The organism is Enterobacter cloacae complex sp. ECL411 (genome assembly GCF_021869665.1).
GTDB lineage: Bacteria > Pseudomonadota > Gammaproteobacteria > Enterobacterales > Enterobacteriaceae > Enterobacter > Enterobacter intestinihominis.
Map to the genome: position 1 here is coordinate 4,389,744 of NZ_CP091486.1, position 23,257 is coordinate 4,413,000.

Genomic DNA, 23,257 nt, shown 5'->3' on the forward strand with positions numbered 1-23,257 from the left:
TTACTGCCTTTTATTAATAACCTCGATGGTGCTGGCAACAACACCTTCCAGCGGCTGATCGATATCAACCACTAAGACATCCTGTTCGTCAGCCCCCGGCTCCTGCAACGCTTCGAACTGCGTTACCAGCATCTGGGTTTTGAAGAAGTGGCCTTTACGCGCCTTCAGGCGACTTTCAATTACCCCGAAATCGCCTTTCAGGTAGATGAAAGAGAGGTTCGGGTTGCCATCGCGCAGCAGGTCGCGATAGGTTTTTTTCAGCGCGGAACAGACTATCAGGGAGACTTTATTGGTGCGCTGCATCGCGAACGCGGCATCATTCAGCGCCTGCAACCAGGGTTTGCGGTCGTCGTCATTCAGCGGCTCGCCGGAAGCCATTTTCATGATGTTGCTACGCGGATGGAGGAAGTCACCATCAAGAAACGCAGCCTGGAGTTGATGCGCCACTTCGCTCGCCACGGCAGATTTACCGCTACCGGACACGCCCATCAGGACGTAAACGTGGTGATCGTGATTAGTCGTGCTCAAAGGGTGTCCCTCAGTCAATTGTTACGGGTAACAGTTATCGGTAACATTGTCCTGCCGGGGCATAAGAGAAGCAATATCCAAACGTGCGCGAAGTGAATAAGTGTGAGCTACTTCAAATTTGTCGGATTAAATAGATCCACCCGGTGACAAGGTGAAACCTAAATCTAACATTTTAGGGGTAACTGCCTCACCACGAATGCGCGCCAGCAGGCGTTCTGCACCAATGCGGCCCATGCGTTCACGCGGGGTCAGGACGCTTGCCAGACGCGGCTCCATCACCTGGCCAATGTCGTGGCCGTGGAAGCCGGCAATCGCCATATCATCCGGGATTTTTAAACCCAGGCGCTGACACTCAAACGCGGCGCCGACCGCAAGGTCATCGTTGGTACAGAAAATACCGTCCAGTTGCGGATACTCGCGTCGCGCCTGACGCATCAGCTCAATACCCGACGTATAAGAGGAAGATTGCTCCACCATCACGCTGTACGGGGTTAAACCGGCGTCGAGCATCGCCTGCTCGTATCCCTTCTGTTTGATGATAGTACGTTCATCCAGACGCGCACCCAGATAGGCCACATGGCGATGACCGCGGGCGATGATCGCCGCCGTCATCTGACGCGCCGCTTCAAAGTTATCGAACCCCACGGCGATGTCGAGGCACGGCGACTGGCTGTCCATCAGCTCCACCACCGGAATGCCTGCCACTTCAATCATTTTCAGCGTGCGCGGGGTGTGAGTACGTTCCGTTAAAATCAGGCCGTCAATGTTCCAGGAAAGCATCGATTCAAGACGTTCCTCTTCCAGTTCCGGCTTGTACCCATAGTGGGCGAGCATGGTCTGATAACCAAAGGCATCGGTCACGCTTTCGATGCCACGCAGCACTTCAGCGAAAACCTGGTTGGTTAAGGAAGGAAGCAGGACGCCCACCGCACGGCTGGTCGCATTGGAGAGAATATCGGGCGCGCGGTTGGGGATATAACCCAGTTCATCAAGGGCGGCGGCAATCTTGCCACGCAACGCCACGGAAACCTGCTCCGGGTTACGTAAAAAACGGCTGACCGTCATTTTGGTCACACCGACGCGATCGGCGACATCCTGAAGTACGGGGCGTTTCTTTTTCATCGTCCTGAGAAATCTTGAAGTGAGAGATTTGCTCAGTTTATCACGGACAAAGCTCAACCTTCCCCGTTTAAAGGGAAGGTTGAGAAATTATTTAGACCGGCGGCAGATCAAACAGCAGAATTTCACTTTCGCTGTCGGCATGCACGGAGAGCGCCTGCTCATCCCAGACTGCCAGGCCATCGGCGGTGGTGGCTTTGGTGCCATTGATGGACACCTCGCCTTTCACCACCTGGATCCAGACGCGGCGGTTGGCGGCGATCTGGTGCACAGACTGTTCATCTTTCGCCAGCGCCCAGCGGTACAGCTCCATATCCTGATGCACTTTCAGGGAACCTTCACGCGCATCCGGGGAGAGCACCAGCTGTTTACCCTGTTTCGCATCGAAGCGGCGCTGTTCGTAGCGTGGCGTGATGCCGGTCTCTTCTGGAATGATCCAGATTTGATACAGGTGCAGTTTTTCCGTTTTGCTCGGGTTGTACTCAGAGTGACGCACCCCGGTCCCCGCGCTCATAATCTGGAACTCGCCCGCCGGAACCTGCTCTTTATTGCCCATGCTGTCCTGGTGCTCAACCGCCCCTTCAAGCACATAGGTCAGGATTTCCATGTCCTTGTGCGGGTGGGTACCGAAGCCCTGGCCTGCATCAATCACGTCGTCGTTAATGACGCGCAGCGCGGAGAAGCCCATGAAGTTCGGGTCGTAGTAGTCGGCAAACGAGAATGAATGCCATGAGTCCAGCCAGCCATGATTCGCGTGACCACGTTCGTTTGCTTTGCGTAAGTAGATCATTGTTTTCACCCTCAGTTCGTTTCGATGGAGTAAGTGTGGACGCAAACGCTCAGGGATCATAGAGGGTGAAAATTGACTCCTCTGTTCAAAAATTTAGAACAAGCACAAAGGAGCCATTTTTGCTTATCTGGCGAGGGTTACCGTGGCAGGGGAAGCCTGTTCGAAGGCCCGCTCAAGGATTTCCAGGTTCGTCAGAACGTCAGATTCCTTGACGTAATTCGGCGTGCCGCTGGAGAGGGTTTCATACAGCGCATCGTAGACGCGTCCATAATCGCCCGTTTCCGGCTTCAGCTCTTCCCTGACCGTCAGGCCCTCGTCGTTCACGTACTCCAGCACGCCCACGGAATCATCTGCCGCAAAGCCCGGTTCGCCCGGCATGATGTTGGCCTTCAGGCTGGTCTCCTGCTGGTCAATGCCGTACTTGATAAAGGAGCCTTTCTTGCCGTGAACGATAAATTTCGGGTAGTCGATTTTCACCAGATGACTGGTTTTGACTATGGCTTTCAGGTCGCCGTAGAACAGCTGTGCTTCGAAGGTATCGTCCGGATTGGCCTTATTGCGCAGGCTGCGGATGTCGTACGCCACGTGGTCCGGGCGGCCAAACAGGGAGATGATCTGGTCCATGGTGTGTACGCCCAGACCGTAGAACGAACCGTCCTGCGGCAGGCCGGGTTTGGTTTCTGCCACAGGGCGGTAGTAATCGAAGTGGCTTTCGATCTCCACGATCTCGCCGAGCTTGCCGCTTTCGATTGCCTTTTTTGCCGTCAGGAAGCAGCTGTCAAAGCGACGGTTCTGGTAGGGCGTGACGGTCAGCCCTTTGCTTTTCGCCAGCGCAAAGAGTTCCTTCGCTTCGGCGATGGTCGGGGTGAACGGTTTTTCCACCAGCACGTTTTTACCCGCTTCCAGCGCGCGTTTCGCGTAGTCAAAGTGGCTGTCGGCGTGGGTACAGACCACCACCAGCTTCACCTGCGGATCATTTAACACTTCATCAAGATCGCTGGTGAAATGAATATGGGAATACTGCGGAGACTGCTCTTCTGGCTTCGCGCGGCGGCGATAGATATGGGCCACGTGCCAGGTCTCTTTTCGGTTAAGAACATACGGAAGGTGGTAACGCGTGGTGCTTTTGCCAAATCCAATAAATGCACAATGTAGTGTCATGGCTCAGTCCTTTTGGAAGGTTACTGAGTCTAACCATAACAAAAAAAAAGCCAGCGAGAAGCTGGCTAAAGTAATACTGGAAGCAATGTGAGCAATGTCGTGCTTTCAGGTTCCCGTAGGAGGTCTTCCTGAATGCAGAGCAATAATAATCATTCTCATTCGCACTTGTCCAACACTTTTTGCAAAAAATAGCGATTGACTCAACTTTTAAAGTCACTGATGTTGGAAGGGACTTTTAACTGACTGAGGAACAAGGAATGAGTGAGATAGTGATACGCCACGCTGAACCGAAAGATTACGACGCCATTCGTCAGATCCACGCCCAGCCGGAGGTGTACCACAACACGCTACAGGTTCCTCATCCCTCAGAGCAGATGTGGCATGACCGGCTAACCGATCAGCCCGGTATCAAGCAGCTTGTCGCCTGTATTGATGATATCGTCGCCGGGCATCTGTGCATTGCCGTAGCCCAGCGTCCGCGCCGCAGCCACGTTGCCGATTTTGGAATTTGTGTGGGTGCGCAGTGGCAAAACCGGGGCATCGCCAGCGCGCTGATACGCACCATGATTGATATGTGCGACAACTGGCTGCGCGTCGACCGCATCGAGTTAACGGTGTTTGTCGATAACGCACCGGCAATCGCGGTGTACAAAAAGCACGGGTTTGAGATTGAAGGCACCGGCAGGCGCTACGCCCTGCGCAACGGCGAGTACGTGGATGCGTATTATATGGCGCGTATGAAGTAACCCCTCACCCCGACCCTCTCCCCGAAGGGGCGAGGGAGAAAAGACCGCACCGTGCAATCCCCTCTCCCCTATGGGGAGAGGGTTAGGGTGAGGGGAGCCCTCAATACCCCGCCGTTAAATCATCCACCGACCGCGGATCCGACGCGCCAAACAGTGCCCCGTCCGGCCCGACCATAATGCTCTGGGTGCTGCCCATCGCCTCCTTCACCGCCACCTTCTGCCCGCGCTGCTCAAGCAGCTTGAGGGTATCCGGGCTAAAGCCCTTCTCCACGCGCAACTCGTCCGGCAGCCACTGGTGATGGAAACGCGGCGCATTGGTCGCTTCGGCGACGTTCATCCCAAAGTCGATGCTGTTCACCACCATTTGCAGCACGGTGGTGATAATCCGGCTCCCGCCCGGGCTGCCGGTCACCAGCCAGGTTTTGCCGTCTTTCACCACGATGGTGGGCGACATGGACGACAGCGGGCGCTTCTTCGGCCCGACCGCATTTGCATCGCCGCCGACCAGCCCGTAGACGTTCGGCACGCCCGGCTTGGCCGAGAAGTCATCCATCTCGTTGTTCAGCAAAATACCGCTGTTGCCCGCCACAATCCCGGTGCCGAAGGTGGTGTTGAGCGTGTAGGTCACCGCCACCGCGTTTCCGTCTTTGTCCACGACCGAGAAGTGGGTGGTCTGGTTACTTTCATACGGCGCCAGCTTGCCCGGGCGGATCTCGCTGGACGGTTTAGCCTTGTTGATGTCGATCTCATCGGCAATCGATTTGGCATAGGCTTTGTTAGTCAGCGCCTGCCACGGCACCTTCACGAAATCCGGATCGCCAAGATATTCCGAGCGGTCCGCGTAGGCGCGCTTTTCCGCCTCCGCCATCACCTGCATGGCATCGGCACTACCGAAGCCGAACTTGTGCATATCGAAGTTTTCCAGAATATTGAGGATCTGCACAATGTGAATGCCCCCGGAGGACGGCGGCGGCATAGAGAAGACCTCGTAGCCGCGATAGGTGCCGCTGATCGGCTCGCGCTCCACCGCCTTATATTCCGCCAGATCCGCTTTGGTGATCAGCCCGCCGTTCTTCTGCATCTCATCGGCAATCTGATCGGCAATCGGCCCCTTATAGAAGGCGTCCGGACCGTTTTCGGCAATCAGTTCGAGACTTTTTGCGAGGTTCTTCTGCACCAGCTTATCGCCCTTCTTCAGCGGCTCGCCGTCTTTCCAGAAGATAGCCTTGCTGTTTTCATGATTGGGAATAACTTCGCTGCCGTAGGTTTTGAGGTCGTCCGCCAGCGCGCCGTTGACGACGAAGCCGTCGCGCGCCAGCCTGATGGCAGGCTGTACCACTTTATTCAGCGGCAGCGTGCCGTATTTTTCCAGCGCCAGCGAGAACCCCGCAACGGTGCCCGGCGTGCCGGAGGCAAGGTGCGAGGTCAGGGATTTTTTACTGTCCGGATTGCCCTGATCGTCGAGGAACATATCGCGGGAGGCCTGATTCGGTGCCATCTCACGGAAGTCGATGGCCGTAGTTTTACCGTCTTTCGTGCGCAGCATCATAAACCCGCCGCCGCCCAGGTTCCCCGCCTGTGGATGCGTTACCGCCAGCGCGTACCCGACCGCGACCGCCGCATCCACCGCGTTTCCGCCCTGTTTAAGAATATCGACGCCCACCTGAGTTGCCAGCGCGTCAACCGAGGCCACCATGCCGTGCGTCGCCCGCACGGGATGAAAAACATCCTCCTCCACGCCGTAAGAGACCGGAGGAGCGGCGGGCGGGTTGGCCACCACGGTAAATGTGCCGCCTGCCATCAGCGCAGCGATGGCGACCCAGCGCAAAAAGGTTGGTTTCATCATTATTGTTCTCCAGGTGAAGGGGCCTATATTCCCCGCTTAAGCCTGGTTCACAACTCTTAAAAAATCATCGTTATGCCGGAATCAGGATAAACTTAAGAGAAGCCTCAAAGGAGGAGATAACCATGAAACGATTACCGATCCTGATCGCGCTGCTTCCGTTCGCCGCGCTCGCACAGCCGATAAACACGCTGAACAACCCAAACCAGCAGGGCTATGTCATTCCGAGCCAGCAGCGTATGCAGACGGAGATGATGAGCCAGCAACAGCAGCAGAAAGGGATGCTTAATCAGCAGTTAAAGACGCAGACCCAGGTGCAGCAGCAGCACCTGCAAAACCAGATGAACGCTAATACCCAGCGCGTGCAGCAGGGCCAGATGCGCGAGCAGCCGCTGTCAAACTCAAACGGTGGGATGTTAGGGGGCGGGGTGTCGCAAAGCAGCGGTCAGCAGCATATGCTGCCGACCCAGCAGAACGGCAGTATGCTTAATAAATAAAGTTCGGCCCGATCTGGTCAATCGCATCGGTACAGATGCTGTCCACGCCCCAGCGCAGCAGCTCGGCTGCACGCTGGGGTTTGTTGACGGTGTAGACCAGGATATGCAGACCAGCCTCTTTCAATAGCGTCACGCGCGCTTCATCCAGCAGCTTATGGTTGAGGTGGATCGACACGCAACCTAAGCGGGCAGTCAGCGCGCGCCAGTCTTCTCGCCACTCGTCCAGCAGCAGCCCGCGCGGCAGCTCTGGTACGGCCGCCTGTGCCGCTTCCAGCGCGTCGATGTCAAACGACGACAGCAGCGGTACCGTCATCCCTTCCCACAGCTCACGCGCGGCCAGCGCGATGACTTTGCCCGTCAGCGGCCCGGTGCCGGTGGTCGGTTTGATTTCGATGTTGGCCATCATGCCGTGCTGTCGGCAGCGGTCCGCCACTTCCGCCAGTAGCGGCAATGGCTCGCCTTTGAATTCGCCGCTGAACCAGCTTCCGGCGTCCACCTTCAGCAGATCGCGCCACGGCAGTTCGCCCGCCACGCCCCAGCCGTTGCTGGTGCGTTCAAGGTTGTCGTCATGCAGCAGGAAAATTTCGCCGTCCTTCGACAGCTTGGCGTCGAACTCGATCATCGTGTGGCCGTAGCGCGCGCCAGCGTCAATTGCCGCCAGGGTGTTTTCCGGCGCCAGTTTACCGCCGCCACGGTGGGCGACAATGTGGGGGTAAGGCCAGTTGCTCATACTCGTTGTCCTGTTTCACCGTCAAATAAGTGCAGGTGATTTTCCGGCATATGCAGCCACAGCGTGCTGCCTGCCTTCGGGCGCTCCTGATGCGGCAGGCGCACCACCAGCTTTTGTTCGCCCCAGCGTCCGTGCGCCAGGTTGTCTGCGCCCAGCATCTCCAGCGTGTCCATCACCAGCGGCACGCCGCCGTCCGCCTGAGACGTCAAACCAATATGCTCCGGGCGGATACCGAGCGTCATCTTACGCCCGGCGTAGCCACGATAGTACCAGTTGATCGGCAACGCCATCCCGCTTTCCAGCTCAAAATGGGTTCCTGCAGCATTGATCCGCCCGTCCAGCAGGTTCATCGCCGGGCTGCCGATAAAGCTCGCCACAAAACGGCTGGCCGGTTTTTCGTAGACTTCCACCGGGGTGCCAATCTGCTCGGCGATGCCTTTGTTCATCACCATCACGCGCTGGGCGAGAGTCATGGCCTCTACCTGATCGTGGGTCACGTAGAGGGACGTGGTTTTCAGGCGGCGATGCAGCTGCTGTAGCTCAAGGCGCATCTGCACGCGCAGCTTGGCGTCGAGGTTTGACAGCGGTTCGTCGAACAGAAAGACCGCCGGGTCGCGCACGATGGCGCGCCCCATCGCCACGCGCTGACGCTGGCCGCCGGAAAGCTCACGCGGGCGACGCTTGAGCAGGCCGTCAAGCTCCAGAATGCGCGCGGCTTCTTTCACGCGCTCCTCGATATGGCCTTTGCCCATGCCGCGAATTTTCAGCCCCCAGGCCATGTTCTCTTCCACGCTCATGTGCGGATAGAGGGCGTAGTTCTGGAACACCATCGCGATGCCGCGATCTTTGGGTTCCATCTCGGTAACGCGCTGGCGGTCAATCCAGATATCCCCGGACGTCACGCGTTCCAGCCCCGCCACCATGCGCAGCAGCGTGGATTTCCCACAGCCGGACGGGCCGACCATGACGATAAATTCCCCGTCCGCCACGTCGAGCGTCAGCGGCTGAATGACCTGGGTTTTGCCGTCCCAGCTTTTGGTTACTGCCTGTAATTTTAAACCTGCCATCTTATTTCTCACTGTCCACTAAACCACGCACAAACGCACGCTGCATGGCTAAAACGATAACGACCGGGGGGATAAGGGTGAGCAGCATCGCCGCCATCACCTGGTTCCAGAGGGTGGTGCCTTCGCCGGTGGCGATCATGCCTTTGATGCCCGCCACGGCGGTGCCGAGGTTGACGTCCTGAACGATCAGCAGCGGCCACAGGTACTGGTTCCAGCCGTAGATAAAGGTGATCACAAACAGCGCCGCAAGGTTGGTTTTCGACAGCGGCAGCACGATGTCGCGGAAGAAGCGCATCGGCGAGGCGCCGTCAATACGCGCGGCTTCAATCAGCTCATCCGGCAGGGTCATAAAGAACTGGCGGAACAGGAAGGTGGCGGTCGCCGAAGCCATCAGCGGCAGGGTTAAGCCCGCGTAGCTGTCGAGCATCTTCAGGTTGGCGATCACCTCCACCGTCGGGAAGATACGCACCTCCACCGGCAGCATCAGAGTGATAAAAATCATCCAGAAAAACAGGTTACGCAGCGGAAAGCGGAACCAGACGATGGCGAAGGCCGAAAGCATCGACACCGTGATTTTGCCGATGGTGATGCCGAACGCCATGATGAAACTGTTGAGCATCATCAGCCAGAACGGCGCGCTGTTGGCCCCCACGCCCTGGGTCCAGATAGTTTTCATGTTCTCGAAAAGATGCCCGCCGGGGACGAGCGTCATCGGCGTGTCGAACACCGCTTTGGTGTCCAGCGTGGCGGCGACGAAGGCCACGTACAGTGGAAACAGGATGACGAGGATGCCCAGGATCAGCAGGGTATGGCTGAAAATCGTCAGCCCGCGACGGTTCTCAATCATTGGTAGCGCACCTTACTTTCAACATAGCGGAACTGCACCACCGTCAGGATGATGACGAGGAACATCAGCACCACGGACTGGGCGGCAGAGGCAGAGAGATCAAGCCCGGCAAAGCCTTCGCGGTAAATTTTATAAATCAGCGTGGTCGTCGCCTGTACCGGACCGCCCGCAGTGGCGGCGTCGATCACCGGGAAGGTGTCGAAGAAGGCGTACACCAGGTTGACCACCAGCAGGAAGAAACTCACCGGGGCAATCAGCGGCAGCGACAGCCGGAAGAAGCGGCGCACTGGCCCTGCGCCGTCAATCGCGGCGGCCTCCACCAGCGAACGCGGGATAGACTGTAGCGCGGCGAAGAAAAACAGGAAGTTATAGCTGATCTGCTTCCACACCGAGGCGAACACCACCAGGAACATGGCCTGACCGCTGTTCTGGGCGTGGTTCCAGTCGTAGCCAAACTCGCCCAGGAAGTGGGTAATCAGCCCGCGCCCCGGGTTAAACAGGAAGATCCACAGCACGGCGGCCACGGCGGGAGCCACAGCGTAAGGCAGCAGCATCAGGGTCTGATACAGACGGCTGCCGCGCACTACGTAATCCACCAGCGCGGCGAAGAACAGCGACGCGACAAGACCGCTGACGGTGACCAGCGCGCTGAATTTGATCGTCGTCCAGAAGGAGTCCAGGTAGTAGCTGTCATGGAACAGCGCGGTAAAGTTGTCCAGCCCGACAAACTGGCTGGAAAGCCCGAACGGATCGACGCTTTGTACCGAGTACCACAGCGCTTCGCCCGCAGGCCAGATAAAGAAGATAACGGTGATGACCAGCTGCGGCGCGACCAGCAGGTACGGCAGCCAGCGGGAACGGAACACCGGACGGGATGATGACATAGGTTAGCTCAAGTAGGTTTTCGCCCCTCACCCCGGCCCTCTCCCCATAGGGGCGAGGGAGAAAAGACGGCTCCGTGCAGTCCCCTCTCCCCTATGGGGAGAGGGTTAGGGTGAGGGGTAAGATTTTAATTACGATTTCGTCGACTGCTCAAAGCGGCGTAACAGTTGGTTGCCGCGCTCTACCGCTGAATCCAGCGCCTGCTGAGGCGTTTTCTTCCCGGTCCAGACGCTTTCCAGCTCTTCATCAACGATGGTGCGGATCTGCGGCATGTTGCCCAGACGCAGGCCTTTGGTGAACGGCAACGGCGGCTTGTTCAGCATCTGACGCGTCGCGATGTCCGCGCCTGGGTTCTTGCTGTAGAAGCCCTGCTCCCGGGTCAGGTCGTACGCGGCTTTGGTGATCGGCAGGTAGCCGGTCTTCTGGTGCCACTCGGCGGCGTTTTCCGGCTTCGCCAGGAAGTCGAGGAACTCGGCCACGCCTTTGTAGGTGCCGTTGTCTTTACCCTGCATCACCCACAGGCTCGCCCCGCCGATGATGGCGTTCTGCGGCGCGCCTTTTACATCAGCGTCGTACGGCATCATGCCCACGCCGTAGTTGAATTTGGCGTAGTGACGGATGTCCGCCAGCGAACCGGAAGACGCGGTAGTAATGGCGCAGTCACCGTTGTAGAACTTCTCGGTGGATTCGTCTTTGCGCCCGAAATAGCTGAAGTCGCCCTTCTTGTTCAGATCGGCCAGCAGCGCGATGTGCTTCACCTGCTCCGGCTTGTTAAATTCCAGAACCGCGTCGGTGCCATCGAAGCCGTTGTTTTTGGTGGCAACCGGCAGGCCGTGCCAGGCGCTGAAGTTTTCAATCTGGATCCAGCCCTGCCAGCCGCTGGCGTAGCCGCACTTCATCCCCGCCGCTTTCAGCTTCGCGGTGTACTCCGCCAGATCCTGCCAGGTTTTTGGCGGCTGTTCCGGATCTAAACCGGCTTTTTTGAAGGCATCTTTGTTGTAGTACAGCACCGGCGTGGAGCTGTTAAACGGTTGGGACAGCAGGTGGCCGGTTTTGGAATCGGTGTAGTAACCGGAGACGGTCGGCACAAACTGGGATTCGTCAAAGTTGATGCCCGCGTCTTTGAACACTTCATAGACCGGCTTGATGGCTTTGGAGGCCATCATGGTCGCGGTGCCGACTTCATAAACCTGTAACAGGGCTGGCGCATTGCCGGTACGGAAGGCGGCGATGCCCGCGCTCAGGCTCTGCTCGTAGTTGCCTTTGTACACCGGCACAATTTTGTAATCCGGGTGGGTGTCGTTGAAACGTTGCGCCAGGGAGTCAACCTCTTTACCCAACTCCCCTTCCATAGAATGCCAGAACGGAATGGTGGTCACAGCCATTGCGTTCGCCGCAAAAGCCAGACCGATTGCCAGACCCAAAGCTGTGTGTCGTAACGATGTCATTGTCATCTCTCTTATTATGCCGGATGCGCGATATCACGCGTTTTGTGCTCGCGAGGTAACATGACATGCTCGAATGACAGAAAAATAACTGTTTGTTTACAGATAGGTGACAGCCAGGCGTCAGAGGGATGATGGTTGTGTGAAGGGGGTTGGGGTGTGGTTGGGTGCGGTCTGGTGCCCTCACCCCGCCCCTCTCCCACAGGGAGAGGGAGAAAAGCGATCGGTCCCCTCTCCCTTGAGGGAGAGGGTTAGGGTGAGGGGGAAATGCAATTAGCCGCCCAAATACGCGCTCCGCACCGCTTCGTTCGCCAGCAGCGCATCGCCGGTATCGGAGAGCACCACGCGGCCGTTCTCCAGCACGTAGCCACGGTCAGCGAGCTTCAGCGCCTGGTTGGCGTTCTGCTCGACGAGGAAGATGGTCATCCCCTCTTTGCGCAACTGCTCGATGGTGTCGAAAATCTGCTGAATGATGATAGGCGCCAGCCCGAGCGACGGTTCATCCAGCAGCAGCAGACGCGGCTGGCTCATCAGCGCGCGGCCAATCGCCAGCATCTGTTGCTCCCCGCCGGACATGGTGCCCGCGCGCTGAATTCGCCGCTCCCACAGGCGCGGGAAGAGTTCGTATACCCATTTGATGCGGGTCTGGTATTCATCCCGGTGGGCGAAGAAACCGCCCATCGCCAGGTTCTCTTCGACCGTCATGCGCGAGAACACGCGACGCCCTTCCGGGACGATCGCTACCGCTTCACGCATAATTTTAGCCGTCTGCCAGTCGGTAATATCTTTGCCGTCAAACATAATCCGCCCGCTGGTGGCGCGCGGATCGCCGCACAGGGTGCCGAGCAGCGTGGTTTTCCCCGCGCCGTTGGCGCCAATCAGGGTGACGATCTCGCCCTGATTGATGTGCAGGCTGACGTCGTGCAGCGCCTGGATCTTGCCGTAGTGCGCATTGACCTTGTCGAACGTTAACATCGCTTTTTCCATCTTATGCCTCACCAAGGTATGCGCGGATCACGTCCGGGTTGCTGCGGATCTCTTCCGGCGTGCCGTTTGCCAGCGGCGTGCCCTGGTTTACCACGTAGATACGGTCCGAAATGCCCATCACCAGCTTCATGTCATGCTCAATCAGCAGGATGGTGGTGTCGTGATGATCGCGAAGCTCGGCAATCAGCTCGTCCAGCTCTTTGGTCTCTTTCGGGTTAAGGCCCGCCGCCGGTTCGTCGAGCATCAGGATCTCCGGCTGGGTCACCATGCAGCGCACGATCTCAAGGCGACGCTGGTCACCGTAGGCGAGGTTGCTCGCCTGACGGTTGGCGTGCTGGAGCAGGCCGATACGGTCGAGCCAGGTGGCGGCGCGATCGAGCGCCTCCTCCTGCGCGCGGCGGAAGGCCGGGGTTTTCAGCAGGCCGGAAAAGAGGCCGGTTTTGAGCTGCTGATGTTGCGCCACCAGCAGGTTCTCAATCACCGTCATCTCCCGGAACAGACGCACGTGCTGGAAGGTACGCACCACGCCCATGCGGGCAATCTGCTGGCCCGGTAGCCCTTCGAGGTGCTGGTCGCGCAGCATGATGGTGCCACCTGTCGGCTTGTAAAAACCGGTCAGGCAGTTGAATACTGTGGTTTTCCCTGCGCCGTTCGGGCCAATCAGGGAGACAATCTCTTTCTTATGCAGATCCAGATTCACGTTGTTGACCGCCAGCAGGCCACCAAAACGCATCATCAGACCGTTAACGGATAATAATGGCTGACTCATGCCTGCTCTCCTTTCGCTTCCGCGCTCTTAAGCTTCAGCTGTGGACGCGTCATCGGCAGCAAGCCCTGCGGACGCCAGATCATCATCAGCACCATCAAGCCACCCAGCATCAGCATGCTGTATTCGTTAAAGTCGCGCATCAGCTCGCGCGAGACCACCAGCAGGATGGCCGCGAGGATCACGGCGAACTGGGAACCCATCCCGCCGAGCACCACAATCGCCAGCACGAAGGCCGATTCGGCAAAGGTGAACGATTCCGGGCTGACGAAGCCCTGACGCGCGGCAAACAGCGTTCCGGCGAAACCGGCAAACGCGGCGCTGATGGTAAACGCGGTCAGCTTGATACGGGTCGGATTCAGGCCCAGGGAACGGCAGGCGATCTCATCCTCACGCAGCGCTTCCCATGCGCGGCCCAGCGGCATGCGCAGCAGGCGGTTGATCACAAACAGGGTAATCACCACCAGCAGCAGCGCCACCAGGTAGAGCCAGATCACGCGGTCGGACGGGTCGTATTTGATGCCAAAGAAGTTGCTGAAGGTATCCCAGCCGCCTTCGCGGGCGGTACGGCTGAACTCCAGGCCGAAGAAGGTCGGTTTCGGGATCTGGCTGATGCCGTTCGGACCGCCGGTCACTTCGGTATTGTTGAGCAGCAGGATACGGACGATTTCACCGAAGCCTAAGGTCACAATCGCCAGGTAGTCACCGCGCAGGCGCAGCACCGGGAAGCCGAGCAGGAAGCCCGCGGCGGCAGAGACCAGCCCCGCCAGCGGCAAACAGGTCCAGAAGCCGAGGCCGTAATAATGGTTCAGCAGCGCGAAGGTGTACGCGCCGATGGCGTAGAACCCGCCGTAGCCCAGCACCAGCAGGCCAGACAGCCCCACCACCACGTTCAGACCCAGCCCCAGAATCACGTAGATCATGGTCAGGGTGGCAATATCCACCGTCCCGCGCGATACCATAAACGGCCACGCCACGGCAGCCACCAGCAGCGCCACAAGGAACAGCTTCTGCTTCACCGTTGTACCGTCGATAGCGGGCAGCACGAATTTCGGCCCGGAGACGTTTTTCAGCGTCTTCTGGAAGACCGGGCGCAGCAGCTGGAACAGGAATACCACGGCGGTGCCGATAAACACCCACTGCCAGCGGATGTCGGGGGCGGTATCCACCACCAGCTTCGTGCCGTCCAGCCCTAACTGAACGCCCATAAAGACGCCCGCCAGGACGAAGAACATGGCGGCAGAAAGCAGCGCCATCGCAAAATGCATCGGTTTCATACTTTCTCTACCTCCGGACGGCCCAGAATACCGGTAGGCATCACCAGCAGAACCAGAATCAGCAGGGCAAACGACACCACATCTTTATATTCGGTGCTCAGGTACGCCGAGGAGAGCGCTTCGGCCACGCCCAAAATCAGGCCGCCAATCATCGCGCCCGGAATGCTGCCGATACCGCCCAGTACCGCGGCGGTGAAGGCTTTCATCCCGGCCATAAAGCCGATGTACGGGTTGATTACGCCGTAGAACTGGCCGAGCAACACGCCCGCCACCGCCGCCATCGCTGCACCGATCACGAAGGTCAGGGCAATCACGCGGTCGGTGTTGATCCCGAGCAAGCTCGCCATCTTCAGGTCTTCCGCGCAGGCGCGGCAGGCGCGTCCCATGCGGGAGTAGCGGATGAAAACGGTCAGGGCCAGCATCGCCAGGAAGGTCACAATCCAGATAACCAGCTGCATGGTGGTGACAGAGGCAGAGAAGTTTTCGCTGGCCCCCACAATCCACTGGCCGTTAAACAGGCTTGGCAGCGCCACGTCACGCGAACCTTCTGTCAGGCTGACGTAGTTTTGCAGGAAGATGGACATACCGATGGCGGAGATCAGCGCAATAAGGCGCTTGGAGCTGCGCACCGGCCGGTAGGCCACCCGTTCGATGCTCCAGCCGTAGGCGCTGGCAATCACAATCGCGCCGACAAACCCGGCGGCCACCAGCAACCAGCTGCTGTCGATGCCCATCATCATCAGCGCGGCGATGATCATAAAGGAGACGTAGCTACCGATCATGTACACCTCGCCGTGGGCGAAGTTGATCATGCCGATAATGCCGTAAACCATCGTGTAGCCGATGGCGATCAGCGCGTAGGTGCTTCCCAGCGTGACGCCGTTAAACATCTGCTGCAAAAAGTAGAGAAACTGCTCGGACATATGCAAACCTTTTTATATCCGCCCGGTAAACCGGGCGGTGGGATTATTATCTGGCGACCGAGGAAGACCCGTCGGCGTGCCACTTGAAGACACCAAATTCAAATCCCTTCAGATCGCCTTTCTCATCCCAGTTCAGCGGCCCAATCACGGTGTTCGCCCCGTGCGCTTTTAAATCTTTCACCAGATCCAGCGGCTCTTTACTGCCGGTACGATCCATGGCCGTTGCCAGAGACTGTACGGCGGCATAGGTGATCCAGACGTATGGGCCACTCGGATCTTTCTTCTGTGCCTTGAGCGCATCCACGATAGCTTTATTCGCCGGATCCTGGTCATAGCGTTTTGGCATCGTCACCAGCATGCCTTCGGCAGAATCGCCCGCGATGTTCGACAGGGAGGCATTACCAACGCCCTCAGGCCCCATAAACTGGGTTTTCAGACCGGTGGCGCGCGCCTGGCGCAACATCTGCCCCATTTCCGGGTAGTAGCCGCCGTAGTAAACGAAGTCTATATTCTCTTTTTGCAGGCGGGCGATCAGCGCGGAGAAGTCTTTCTCACCGGCGGTAATGCCGTCGAAGAAGACGATATTCGCCCCGCCTTTTTTCAGGCCGTCCTGTACGGAGCGCGCCAGGCCTTCACCGTACTGCTGTTTGTCATGAATGATGGCAATGCGCTGTGGCTTAACGGTTTCGAGGATGTATTTGGCGGCGGTTGGCCCCTGCGAGGAGTCCAGACCGGCGGTACGCATAATGTGCTGGTAACCCCGCTGGGTCAGTTCCGGGTTGGTGGCGCCCGGGGTGATCATCAGGATGCCTTCGTCTTCGTAGATATCAGACGCAGGCTGCGTGGAGGAGGAACACAGGTGCCCGATGACGTACTGGATACCGTCGTTAACGATTTTGTTGGCGACCGCGACGGCCTGTTTTGGATCGCAGGCGTCGTCATACTCCACGCCCACCAGCTTGTCGCCTTTGATGCCGCCTTTAGCATTGATATCTTTGATGGCCTGACGCGCGCCGTTGAACTCCATATCGCCCCACTGGGCAACGGGGCCGGACATCGCACCCACTACCGCAACTTTAATGTCGTCTGCCATAGCGGCATGCGAGATCGACAGTGCGACCATCCCCGCGATTAACGTCTTCGCGTTCCTTTTCATCTCAGAATCCCCATTCGTGAAGTGATGTTTATATTTTGTTTTATTATGGTTAAAAAGCATTCTGTACTTTTAATGAACAACGCTATTTTTACCAGTGCCTTTAATGGTTTAGCGCAGGTTTTTAACAAAAACCAGACTAATATCTCTATTTTTCAGGCGATTAAGCAAAGATAATATTCTGAAATCAGACGGAGATAAACAAATAAAAGCGCAGTTTGCAGCATAAAATAACGGTACAAAGCGCCGAATAAATCACTACCATTCAGGTTAAAATTCTGCTTATTTTTCGATCCATGTGTTTTCAAACTGCCCATCGCGTTGCCAAAAAACTAATCACCTGGTAAATAGGAAGAAAAAGAGAAAGTGCCTGAGCAATTAAATTGAGTACACTGGCCGTACTCTTTTTGATTTGGACAAGCAGCTAATGAAACTGACTATCGTGCGTCTGGTGACCTTTAGCGACCAGGATCATATCGACCTGGGCAAGATCTGGCCGGAATATTCTTCTTCATCGCTGGCCGTCGATGAGAACCACCGCATCTATGCCGCGCGCTTTAACGAGCGCCTGCTGGCCGCCGTCCGCGTAACGCTGAGCGGCACGGAAGGGGCGCTGGACTCCCTGCGCGTGCGCGACGTGACCCGTCGTCGCGGGGTCGGGCAGTATTTGATTGAAGAGGTGATCCGCGAAAACCCGAGCGTGACCTCCTGGTGGATGGCCGACGTGGGCGTGGAGGATCGCGGCGTAATGGCGGCGTTTATGCAGGCGTTAGGGTTTACGGCGCAGGCGAACGGGTGGGAGAAGCGCTAAAAGAAAGCCGGGTGGCGGCTGCGAGGTGCTCATTGTAGGCCCGGTAAGCGAAGCGCCACCGGGCAAAAGAGGGCTGAGCGGCCTGATGCCCTCACCCCGGCCCTCTCCCACGGGGAGAGGGAGAAAACATTAAAAAAGGCAACTTACGTTGCCTTTTTGCTTTTATTTGGCGTCTGTCGCCGTGCCGTTGGCATGCCAGTCAAACACGCCGAACTCGAAGCCCTTCAGGTCACCCTTCTCATCCCAGGACAGCGGCCCCATCACGGTTTCCACCGAGTTCGCTTTCAGCCAGGTGGCAATCTCCGCCGGATCGGCTGACTGGTTCAGGCCCGCTTGCAGAGACTGCAACGCTGCGTAAGTGGTCCAGACGAACGCACCGCTTGGATCCTGTTTCTTCGCCTTGATGGCATCTACAACAGGTTTGTTCGCAGGCACCTGGTCGTAGTTTTTCGGTTTGGTCACCAGCAGCCCTTCAGCAGACTCACCCGCGATGTTAGACAGGGAAACGTTCGCCACGCCTTCTGGCCCCATGAACTGTGTCTTCAGACCCGCCGCACGCGCCTGACGCAGGATCTGCCCCATTTCCGGGTGGTAGCCGCCGTAATAAACGAAATCGATATTCTCTTTCTTCAGACGCGCTACCAGAGTCGAGAAGTCTTTCTCACCGGCGGTGATACCGTCAAAGAACACCACGTTGGCGTTCGCTTTTTTCAGGTTATCCTGCACCGCACGGGCCAGGCCTTCGCCGTACTGCTGTTTGTCATGAACAATCGCGATGCGCTGCGGCTTCACTTTTTCCACGATGTATTTCGCGGCGGTTGGCCCCTGATCGGAGTCCAGACCGGTGGTACGCAGGATCAGCTTATAGCCGCGCGCGGTCAGCTCTGGTGCCGTCGCAGCCGGCGTGATCATCAGAATGCCTTCGTCTTCGTAGATGTCAGACGCGGGCTGGGTGGAAGAGGAGCACAGGTGACCGATAACGTATTTGATCCCGTCATTTACCACTTTGTTCGCCACCGCGACCGCCTGTTTCGGGTCACAGGCATCGTCATATTTTACGATTTGCAGCTTTTCGCCCTTGATGCCGCCCTTAGTATTAATGTCTGCAACCGCCTGTTCCGCGCCCGTAAATTCCTGGTCGCCGTACTGTGCTACCGGACCGGACATCGCGCCCACCACGGCCACTTTAATATCGGCCTGCGCCATAGTGCTGAATGCCAACGCGATACATCCTGCCAGTAACGCTTTACCCTTCATGTTCATCCTGAGATTCCCCATTATTATGGTTATAACGATTGTTGTGATGTTGTTGTGTAGCGCTTTATTTCAATTATAGGCGTGCTGTTCGCGCTTTTTCAGCATACTCTGCTAAAACATACCCCATTTTTATGATTTTGGAATAGCTAATTTGAAATGAAAATATGATAAGCCCGACTGTCATTTGAGCCGGGCTTTTGGCTTTATCGTGTCAGCGAGGCGGAAATAATATCCAGCGCTTTACGGAACTGCGCTTCGGGGATGGTGAGCGGGTAGAGGAAGCGGATAACGTTGCCGTAGACGCCGCAACTCAAAAGCAGCAGCCCTTCGTTCAACGCGCGCTCCTGAACCTGACGGGTAAATTCCGGCGACGGCTGTCCGGTTTGCGGATCGGTAAATTCCACCGCCACCATCGAGCCCTGCCCACGGATATCGGCGATCCAGGGACAGCCATCCTTCGCTTTATTCAGCACCTCGACAAGATGATGGCCGAGATGAGACGCGCGCGTGCAGAGATCTTCCTCGTCAATCACGTCCAGCACCGCATGGGCCGCCGCAATCGCCAGCGGGTTACCCGCGTAGGTGCCGCCCAGTCCGCCCGGAGCGGGCGCGTCCATCACCTCTGCCCGGCCAGAGACGGCAGAGAGCGGCATTCCGCCCGCCAGGCTTTTCGCCATGGTGATCAGATCGGGCTTCACGCAGTGGTTTTCCATGGAGAATAGCTTGCCGGTACGGGCGAAGCCGGTTTGCACTTCGTCGGCAATCAGTAAAATCCCGTGGGTATCGCACAGGGCACGCAGCGCCTGCATAAAATCAGCGGGCGCGACGTTGAATCCGCCCTCGCCCTGAACCGGTTCAATAATGATTGCCGCCACCTGATCGGGCGCGATATCGGCTTTGAAGATGCGCTCCAGGCTTTTTAACGCTTCGGCGGTACTGACGCCGTGCAGGCTGTTGGGGAATTGCGCGTGGTACACCGAGCCGGGGAACGGGCCGAAGCCGAGCTTATAGGGCGCCACTTTGCCGGTCAGCGCCATGGTCATAAAGGTACGGCCGTGGAACGCGCCGCCGAAGGTGATAAGGCCGGGACGTCTGGTGTACGCGCGAGCAATTTTCACCGCGTTTTCGACCGCTTCTGCACCGGTTGAGAAAAAGGCGGTTTTGGCTGGCCCCTCTATGGGTACGCGCTGGTTGATGCGCTCGGCAAGCGCCACATAACCTTCATAGGGGACGATCTGGTAAGCGGTATGGGTAAAGGCATGAAGCTGTTTTTCGATGGCGGCGATAACTTTAGGATGGCGATGCCCGGTATTCAGCACGGCGATCCCGGCGGCAAAATCAATATACTCGTTACCTTCTACATCCCACACCGTGGCGTTGTCGGCTTTATCGGCATAGAAGTTACACATGACGCCGATACCGCGCGGCGTCGCCTGTAAACGCCGGTCGTTCAGTTCGTTATTTTTCACCCTGTCACCCTCTGAAAGTCGCCTGCTTAGCGCATCAGTAAGTGTTTGCCAGGGGGAAGAAATTCGCCAGAGCGGGCGCTAAAAAAACAAAACCCCCAGACTCTCATCCAGGGGTTCTCGGTGTACTTCGCGGAAGTTACGCTTCGATAGCGGCGCGAAGTTTTTTCATGGCGTTCTTCTCAAGCTGACGCACACGTTCAGCGGAGACGCCGTAGCGGTCGGCCAGTTCCTGCAACGTGGACTTGTTATCTTCGTCCAGCCAGCGGGCACGGATGATATCCTGGCTACGCTCGTCGAGGCCTTCCATCGCGAAGGTCAGCTTGTTTGCCGCCTGGTCTTCCCAGTTATCCTCTTCAATGCCGTCAGCAAAGTTAGAGGTTTTATCCTGCAGATACAGGACCGGGGCCATCGGCTGGCTGTCGGAGGCATCGTCGTCGGCAGACATATCAAACGTCATGTCCTGCGCGGCCATACGGGATTCCATCTCGCGGACGTCTTTGCTGGAAACGCCCAGCTCGCGCGCCACCATTTCCACTTCATCCTGGTTGAACCAGCCCAGACGCTGCTTGGTTTTACGCAGGTTGAAGAACAGTTTGCGCTGCGCTTTCGTCGTAGCGACTTTCACAATACGCCAGTTACGCAAGACGTATTCGTGAATTTCCGCTTTGATCCAGTGCACGGCGAAGGAGACGAGTCGCACACCCACTTCCGGGTTGAAGCGACGTACCGCCTTCATCAGGCCAATATTACCTTCCTGAATCAGGTCCGCCTGCGGCAGGCCGTAGCCCGCATAATTACGAGCAACGTGAACAACAAAGCGCAGGTGAGACAGGATCAGCGTTTTAGCTGCTTCCAGATCGCCCTGGTAATGCAGCTTTTCAGCAAGCTCCTTTTCTTCCTCAGCCGTTAACATCGGCCAGGTGTTCGCAGCCCGGATGTAAGATTCCAGGTTACCAACAGGGGCTAAAGCTAAAGTTTGCATTTCTTTGGTCATTCATTCCTCTCAATGTTTCTTCTGGTCCAGGTTGTCCCCGTCAGGCAACAACCATGCCAAAGCGTTTGAGCAACGAGATTAGCATTCACTCTTTTATCAGACAGTGATTTTATCCACAAGTTCCAGGTGCAACAGTGAATAAATTACGCACAAAATGTGACATGAAGATGATTACAGGGGAAGAGACAACAGGGACGCTTTCCCTGCAAGCGAACATCTCGGTGCAGGGAAAGATTATATCACGCTTTTATTAGTCGGGAGTAAAGTGGCGTAAATGTTGAACCGTTGCCAGCCATGCCGCCACCCAGCCGATCATGGAGCAGACCAGCAGCAACAGCAGGCACTCATCGAACCCTAAGCCACTGATATCAAACTTCGTTCCAAAAACCTGCGCCACCTCGGTGACGGCAGACGACAGCCGCATCACCAAAATTTCTGACAAAATCAATGAAAGAAATGCACCAGAAAAACCTAATAACGCGCCGCCATAGAGGAACGGGCGGAGGATGAAACCATCCGTTGCGCCAATCAGTTTCTGCACGTTGATGGTATCGCGACGGGCGAAGATGCTCAGGCGCACGCTGTTACCGATGACGAGGAACACCGCCGCCACCATCAGCACGCCGATCATCGCCGATACGCGCCCCACCAGCCCGGTCAGGGCGGCAAGGCGGGCAAACCAGCTGTCGTCCATGCGCACTTCATCAATCCCATTGATGCGGGTAATGCGGTCGCGCAGGGTGTTGAGCGAATCGGTGCCCTGGAAATCGAGCTTCGGGATCACCACCGCCACGGCGGGCAGCGGGTTCTCTTCCAGCATATCCAGCGCGCCGCCGAACCCGGACCAGTTGCGGAACTCGCCCAGCGCTTCATCGCGGGAAAGATAGTTCACCTTCTCCACGCCCTGCTCGGCCTGAATCTGCCCCACTACCTGAGCCGCCGCGTTATCGTCGAGGGCTTTATCCAGATAAACGGTAATCTGCGGCGACGGATAGTACTGGGACGCCGCCTGGTTTACGTTTTTGTAAACCATGTAGCAGACGCTGGGCAGCGTCAGGGAGATGGCAATCACCATCACCGTCAGGAACGTCGCCAGCGGTTTGCTTTTTAGATCCTGCAACGCGCCCTGGAAGGCGTAGCGCACCTGTTCGTTGAAGACGTTGGTTTTACGGGAGTTCGGTTTCGGTGTCGCTTTGGCACGCTTAGGCGCATGGCGATTGCCGTCCCCGCCGCCCTGAGGCTTGCGGAAACGGTCAAACCGGTTGCTGAACTGCCGAATCTGGTTCATTGCATCACGCTTATTCACCGTGGCCTCCGTGCAAATGCCCGTCGCTCAGGGTCAGCATGCGGTACGAACGGCGTGAGATAAGCCCCATGTCGTGCGTCGCCATCAGTACCGTGACCCCCACGCGGTTAAATTCCTCAAACAGACGCAGGATCCCTTCAGAGAGGGCATCGTCCAGGTTACCGGTCGGTTCATCCGCCAGCAAGACGGCAGGCTTGTTCACCACCGCACGGGCGATGCCCACGCGCTGCTGCTCACCGCCGGAGAGCTGGATCGGGAAGTTCTTCGCTTTGTCCAGCAGCCCGACCTTATCCAGCGCCGCCGAAACGCGACGGCGGATATCATCGTAACTGGCGCCGGCAATAATCAGCGGGATCGCGACGTTATCGAAAACCGTGCGATCCATCAGCAGGTGGTGATCCTGGAAAATCATGCCAATCTGACGACGCAGGAACGGCACTTCACGGTTCTTAAGACGGCTAATTTCATGGCCGCTGAACCAGATTTTCCCGGCACTTGGCCGCTCGATCCCACAGATCAGCTTGAGCAGGGTACTTTTCCCCGCGCCGGAATGGCCGGTCAGGAATGCCATCTCGCCTGGCTGGAGGTGGAATGTTACCCCCTGCAGCGCTTGTCTCCCGCCGAGATAGGCCTTGCTGACGTGTTCAAAGCGAATCATT

At 57.4% G+C, this 23,257-nt stretch carries 23 protein-coding genes; 3 read left to right on the forward strand and 20 right to left on the reverse strand.

Features of this window, described 5'->3' with window-relative positions; translation table 11 throughout:
- From gntK to L3069_RS21110, 4 genes are all read right to left on the reverse strand, one after another.
- Positions 1-528 carry a gluconokinase gene (gene gntK, locus L3069_RS21095; RefSeq protein WP_003861569.1) on the reverse strand — a complete coding sequence of 176 codons (528 nt, stop codon included), beginning with the start codon at positions 526-528 and terminating at the stop codon, positions 1-3.
- Positions 529-654: 126 nt separating this feature from the next.
- Positions 655-1,650: a gluconate operon transcriptional repressor GntR gene (gntR, locus tag L3069_RS21100; RefSeq protein WP_003861567.1), complete on the reverse strand. Its 996-nt coding sequence runs from the start codon at positions 1,648-1,650 to the stop codon at positions 655-657.
- 91 nt (positions 1,651-1,741) lie between these two features.
- Positions 1,742-2,437 (reverse strand): pirin family protein, encoded by a 696-nt coding sequence (locus L3069_RS21105; RefSeq protein ID WP_003861565.1) that lies wholly within the window; start codon positions 2,435-2,437, stop codon positions 1,742-1,744.
- Between the two features lie 123 nt (positions 2,438-2,560).
- The gene (locus L3069_RS21110) at positions 2,561-3,598 is read right to left on the reverse strand and encodes an oxidoreductase (protein ID WP_022649651.1); all 1,038 of its coding nucleotides are present in this window, start codon (positions 3,596-3,598) and stop codon (positions 2,561-2,563) included.
- A 257-nt stretch (positions 3,599-3,855) separates the two neighbouring features.
- On the opposite strand from L3069_RS21110, the gene yhhY reads away from it, so the two are divergent.
- Positions 3,856-4,344: an N-acetyltransferase gene (yhhY, locus tag L3069_RS21115; protein WP_038416861.1), complete on the forward strand. Its 489-nt coding sequence runs from the start codon at positions 3,856-3,858 to the stop codon at positions 4,342-4,344.
- Between the two features lie 100 nt (positions 4,345-4,444).
- Here yhhY and ggt read toward each other — a convergent pair whose 3' ends face one another.
- Positions 4,445-6,190 carry a gamma-glutamyltransferase gene (gene ggt, locus L3069_RS21120; RefSeq protein WP_074133672.1) on the reverse strand — a complete coding sequence of 582 codons (1,746 nt, stop codon included), beginning with the start codon at positions 6,188-6,190 and terminating at the stop codon, positions 4,445-4,447.
- Positions 6,191-6,312: 122 nt separating this feature from the next.
- Between ggt and L3069_RS21125 the strand changes: the two genes are divergently transcribed.
- Positions 6,313-6,684, forward strand: coding sequence for a DUF2756 family protein (locus L3069_RS21125; RefSeq protein ID WP_023298798.1), 372 nt, complete (start codon positions 6,313-6,315; stop codon positions 6,682-6,684).
- Here L3069_RS21125 and ugpQ read toward each other — a convergent pair.
- The 10 genes from ugpQ to livK all read right to left on the reverse strand — a co-directional run bounded on the left by ugpQ (position 6,674) and on the right by livK (position 16,764).
- A complete protein-coding gene (gene ugpQ, locus L3069_RS21130; RefSeq protein WP_038416862.1) occupies positions 6,674-7,414 on the reverse strand; it encodes a glycerophosphodiester phosphodiesterase in 741 nt (246 codons plus the stop codon). The genes L3069_RS21125 and ugpQ overlap by 11 nt on opposite strands.
- The gene (locus tag L3069_RS21135) at positions 7,411-8,481 is read right to left on the reverse strand and encodes a sn-glycerol-3-phosphate import ATP-binding protein UgpC (protein ID WP_022649656.1); all 1,071 of its coding nucleotides are present in this window, start codon (positions 8,479-8,481) and stop codon (positions 7,411-7,413) included. The genes ugpQ and L3069_RS21135 overlap by 4 nt, the downstream gene beginning before the upstream one ends.
- Position 8,482: 1 nt before the next feature.
- Positions 8,483-9,328 carry a sn-glycerol-3-phosphate ABC transporter permease UgpE gene (gene ugpE / locus L3069_RS21140; protein ID WP_022649657.1) on the reverse strand — a complete coding sequence of 282 codons (846 nt, stop codon included), beginning with the start codon at positions 9,326-9,328 and terminating at the stop codon, positions 8,483-8,485.
- A complete protein-coding gene (ugpA, locus tag L3069_RS21145) occupies positions 9,325-10,212 on the reverse strand; it encodes a sn-glycerol-3-phosphate ABC transporter permease UgpA (protein WP_003861551.1) in 888 nt (295 codons plus the stop codon). Before ugpA ends, ugpE begins: the two co-directional genes overlap by 4 nt.
- 129 nt (positions 10,213-10,341) lie before the next feature.
- Positions 10,342-11,658, reverse strand: a complete 1,317-nt coding sequence (ugpB, locus tag L3069_RS21150) for a sn-glycerol-3-phosphate ABC transporter substrate-binding protein UgpB (protein ID WP_032626829.1) — start codon at positions 11,656-11,658, stop codon at positions 10,342-10,344.
- A gap of 270 nt (positions 11,659-11,928) precedes the next feature.
- The gene (livF, locus tag L3069_RS21155; RefSeq protein ID WP_038416866.1) at positions 11,929-12,642 is read right to left on the reverse strand and encodes a high-affinity branched-chain amino acid ABC transporter ATP-binding protein LivF; all 714 of its coding nucleotides are present in this window, start codon (positions 12,640-12,642) and stop codon (positions 11,929-11,931) included.
- 1 nt (position 12,643) lies between these two features.
- Entirely contained in the window at positions 12,644-13,411 is a 768-nt protein-coding gene (gene livG / locus L3069_RS21160; protein ID WP_022649661.1) for a high-affinity branched-chain amino acid ABC transporter ATP-binding protein LivG, read from the reverse strand.
- Complete coding sequence (locus L3069_RS21165; RefSeq protein ID WP_063135858.1) at positions 13,408-14,685, reverse strand: high-affinity branched-chain amino acid ABC transporter permease LivM; 1,278 nt, start codon at positions 14,683-14,685, stop codon at positions 13,408-13,410. Before L3069_RS21165 ends, livG begins: the two co-directional genes overlap by 4 nt.
- Entirely contained in the window at positions 14,682-15,608 is a 927-nt protein-coding gene (gene livH / locus L3069_RS21170; RefSeq protein ID WP_022649662.1) for a high-affinity branched-chain amino acid ABC transporter permease LivH, read from the reverse strand. The genes L3069_RS21165 and livH overlap by 4 nt, the downstream gene beginning before the upstream one ends.
- A 46-nt stretch (positions 15,609-15,654) precedes the next feature.
- Positions 15,655-16,764, reverse strand: a complete 1,110-nt coding sequence (gene livK, locus L3069_RS21175) for a high-affinity branched-chain amino acid ABC transporter substrate-binding protein LivK (RefSeq protein WP_023307130.1) — start codon at positions 16,762-16,764, stop codon at positions 15,655-15,657.
- Between the two features lie 424 nt (positions 16,765-17,188).
- On the opposite strand from livK, the gene panM reads away from it, so the two are divergent.
- The gene (panM, locus tag L3069_RS21180) at positions 17,189-17,572 is read left to right on the forward strand and encodes an aspartate 1-decarboxylase autocleavage activator PanM (protein ID WP_022649664.1); all 384 of its coding nucleotides are present in this window, start codon (positions 17,189-17,191) and stop codon (positions 17,570-17,572) included.
- A gap of 162 nt (positions 17,573-17,734) precedes the next feature.
- Here the strand turns inward: panM and livJ are convergent, their stop codons facing one another.
- The 5 genes from livJ to ftsE all read right to left on the reverse strand — a co-directional run bounded on the left by livJ (position 17,735) and on the right by ftsE (position 23,256).
- Positions 17,735-18,835: a branched chain amino acid ABC transporter substrate-binding protein LivJ gene (gene livJ / locus L3069_RS21185; RefSeq protein WP_074129331.1), complete on the reverse strand. Its 1,101-nt coding sequence runs from the start codon at positions 18,833-18,835 to the stop codon at positions 17,735-17,737.
- Between the two features lie 197 nt (positions 18,836-19,032).
- A complete protein-coding gene (locus L3069_RS21190) occupies positions 19,033-20,298 on the reverse strand; it encodes a 4-aminobutyrate--2-oxoglutarate transaminase (RefSeq protein WP_038416869.1) in 1,266 nt (421 codons plus the stop codon).
- A 136-nt stretch (positions 20,299-20,434) separates the two neighbouring features.
- Positions 20,435-21,292 carry an RNA polymerase sigma factor RpoH gene (gene rpoH, locus L3069_RS21195; protein ID WP_000159624.1) on the reverse strand — a complete coding sequence of 286 codons (858 nt, stop codon included), beginning with the start codon at positions 21,290-21,292 and terminating at the stop codon, positions 20,435-20,437.
- Between the two features lie 250 nt (positions 21,293-21,542).
- A complete protein-coding gene (gene ftsX / locus L3069_RS21200) occupies positions 21,543-22,598 on the reverse strand; it encodes a permease-like cell division protein FtsX (RefSeq protein WP_022649667.1) in 1,056 nt (351 codons plus the stop codon).
- The gene (gene ftsE / locus L3069_RS21205) at positions 22,591-23,256 is read right to left on the reverse strand and encodes a cell division ATP-binding protein FtsE (protein ID WP_006812284.1); all 666 of its coding nucleotides are present in this window, start codon (positions 23,254-23,256) and stop codon (positions 22,591-22,593) included. Before ftsE ends, ftsX begins: the two co-directional genes overlap by 8 nt.
- Position 23,257: the final 1 nt, after the last annotated feature.

Excerpts from the sequence above, each read along its gene's own strand:
- L3069_RS21135 (WP_022649656.1), bottom strand. The coding sequence starts at position 8,481 with ATGGCAGGTTTAAAATTACAGGCAGTAACCAAAAGCTGGGACGGCAAA.
- ugpA (WP_003861551.1), bottom strand. The coding sequence starts at position 10,212 with ATGTCATCATCCCGTCCGGTGTTCCGTTCCCGCTGGCTGCCGTACCTG.
- yhhY (WP_038416861.1), top strand. The coding sequence starts at position 3,856 with ATGAGTGAGATAGTGATACGCCACGCTGAACCGAAAGATTACGACGCC.
- gntR (WP_003861567.1), bottom strand. The coding sequence starts at position 1,650 with ATGAAAAAGAAACGCCCCGTACTTCAGGATGTCGCCGATCGCGTCGGT.
- livG (WP_022649661.1), bottom strand. The coding sequence starts at position 13,411 with ATGAGTCAGCCATTATTATCCGTTAACGGTCTGATGATGCGTTTTGGT.
- L3069_RS21125 (WP_023298798.1), top strand. The coding sequence starts at position 6,313 with ATGAAACGATTACCGATCCTGATCGCGCTGCTTCCGTTCGCCGCGCTC.
- ugpB (WP_032626829.1), bottom strand. The coding sequence starts at position 11,658 with ATGACATCGTTACGACACACAGCTTTGGGTCTGGCAATCGGTCTGGCT.
- livK (WP_023307130.1), bottom strand. The coding sequence starts at position 16,764 with ATGAAAAGGAACGCGAAGACGTTAATCGCGGGGATGGTCGCACTGTCG.
- ftsE (WP_006812284.1), bottom strand. The coding sequence starts at position 23,256 with ATGATTCGCTTTGAACACGTCAGCAAGGCCTATCTCGGCGGGAGACAA.
- livJ (WP_074129331.1), bottom strand. The coding sequence starts at position 18,835 with ATGAACATGAAGGGTAAAGCGTTACTGGCAGGATGTATCGCGTTGGCA.
- ggt (WP_074133672.1), bottom strand. The coding sequence starts at position 6,190 with ATGATGAAACCAACCTTTTTGCGCTGGGTCGCCATCGCTGCGCTGATG.
- ugpQ (WP_038416862.1), bottom strand. The coding sequence starts at position 7,414 with ATGAGCAACTGGCCTTACCCCCACATTGTCGCCCACCGTGGCGGCGGT.
- ugpE (WP_022649657.1), bottom strand. The coding sequence starts at position 9,328 with ATGATTGAGAACCGTCGCGGGCTGACGATTTTCAGCCATACCCTGCTG.
- L3069_RS21105 (WP_003861565.1), bottom strand. The coding sequence starts at position 2,437 with ATGATCTACTTACGCAAAGCAAACGAACGTGGTCACGCGAATCATGGC.
- rpoH (WP_000159624.1), bottom strand. The coding sequence starts at position 21,292 with ATGACCAAAGAAATGCAAACTTTAGCTTTAGCCCCTGTTGGTAACCTG.
- panM (WP_022649664.1), top strand. The coding sequence starts at position 17,189 with ATGAAACTGACTATCGTGCGTCTGGTGACCTTTAGCGACCAGGATCAT.
- livF (WP_038416866.1), bottom strand. The coding sequence starts at position 12,642 with ATGGAAAAAGCGATGTTAACGTTCGACAAGGTCAATGCGCACTACGGC.
- L3069_RS21165 (WP_063135858.1), bottom strand. The coding sequence starts at position 14,685 with ATGAAACCGATGCATTTTGCGATGGCGCTGCTTTCTGCCGCCATGTTC.
- L3069_RS21110 (WP_022649651.1), bottom strand. The coding sequence starts at position 3,598 with ATGACACTACATTGTGCATTTATTGGATTTGGCAAAAGCACCACGCGT.
- livH (WP_022649662.1), bottom strand. The coding sequence starts at position 15,608 with ATGTCCGAGCAGTTTCTCTACTTTTTGCAGCAGATGTTTAACGGCGTC.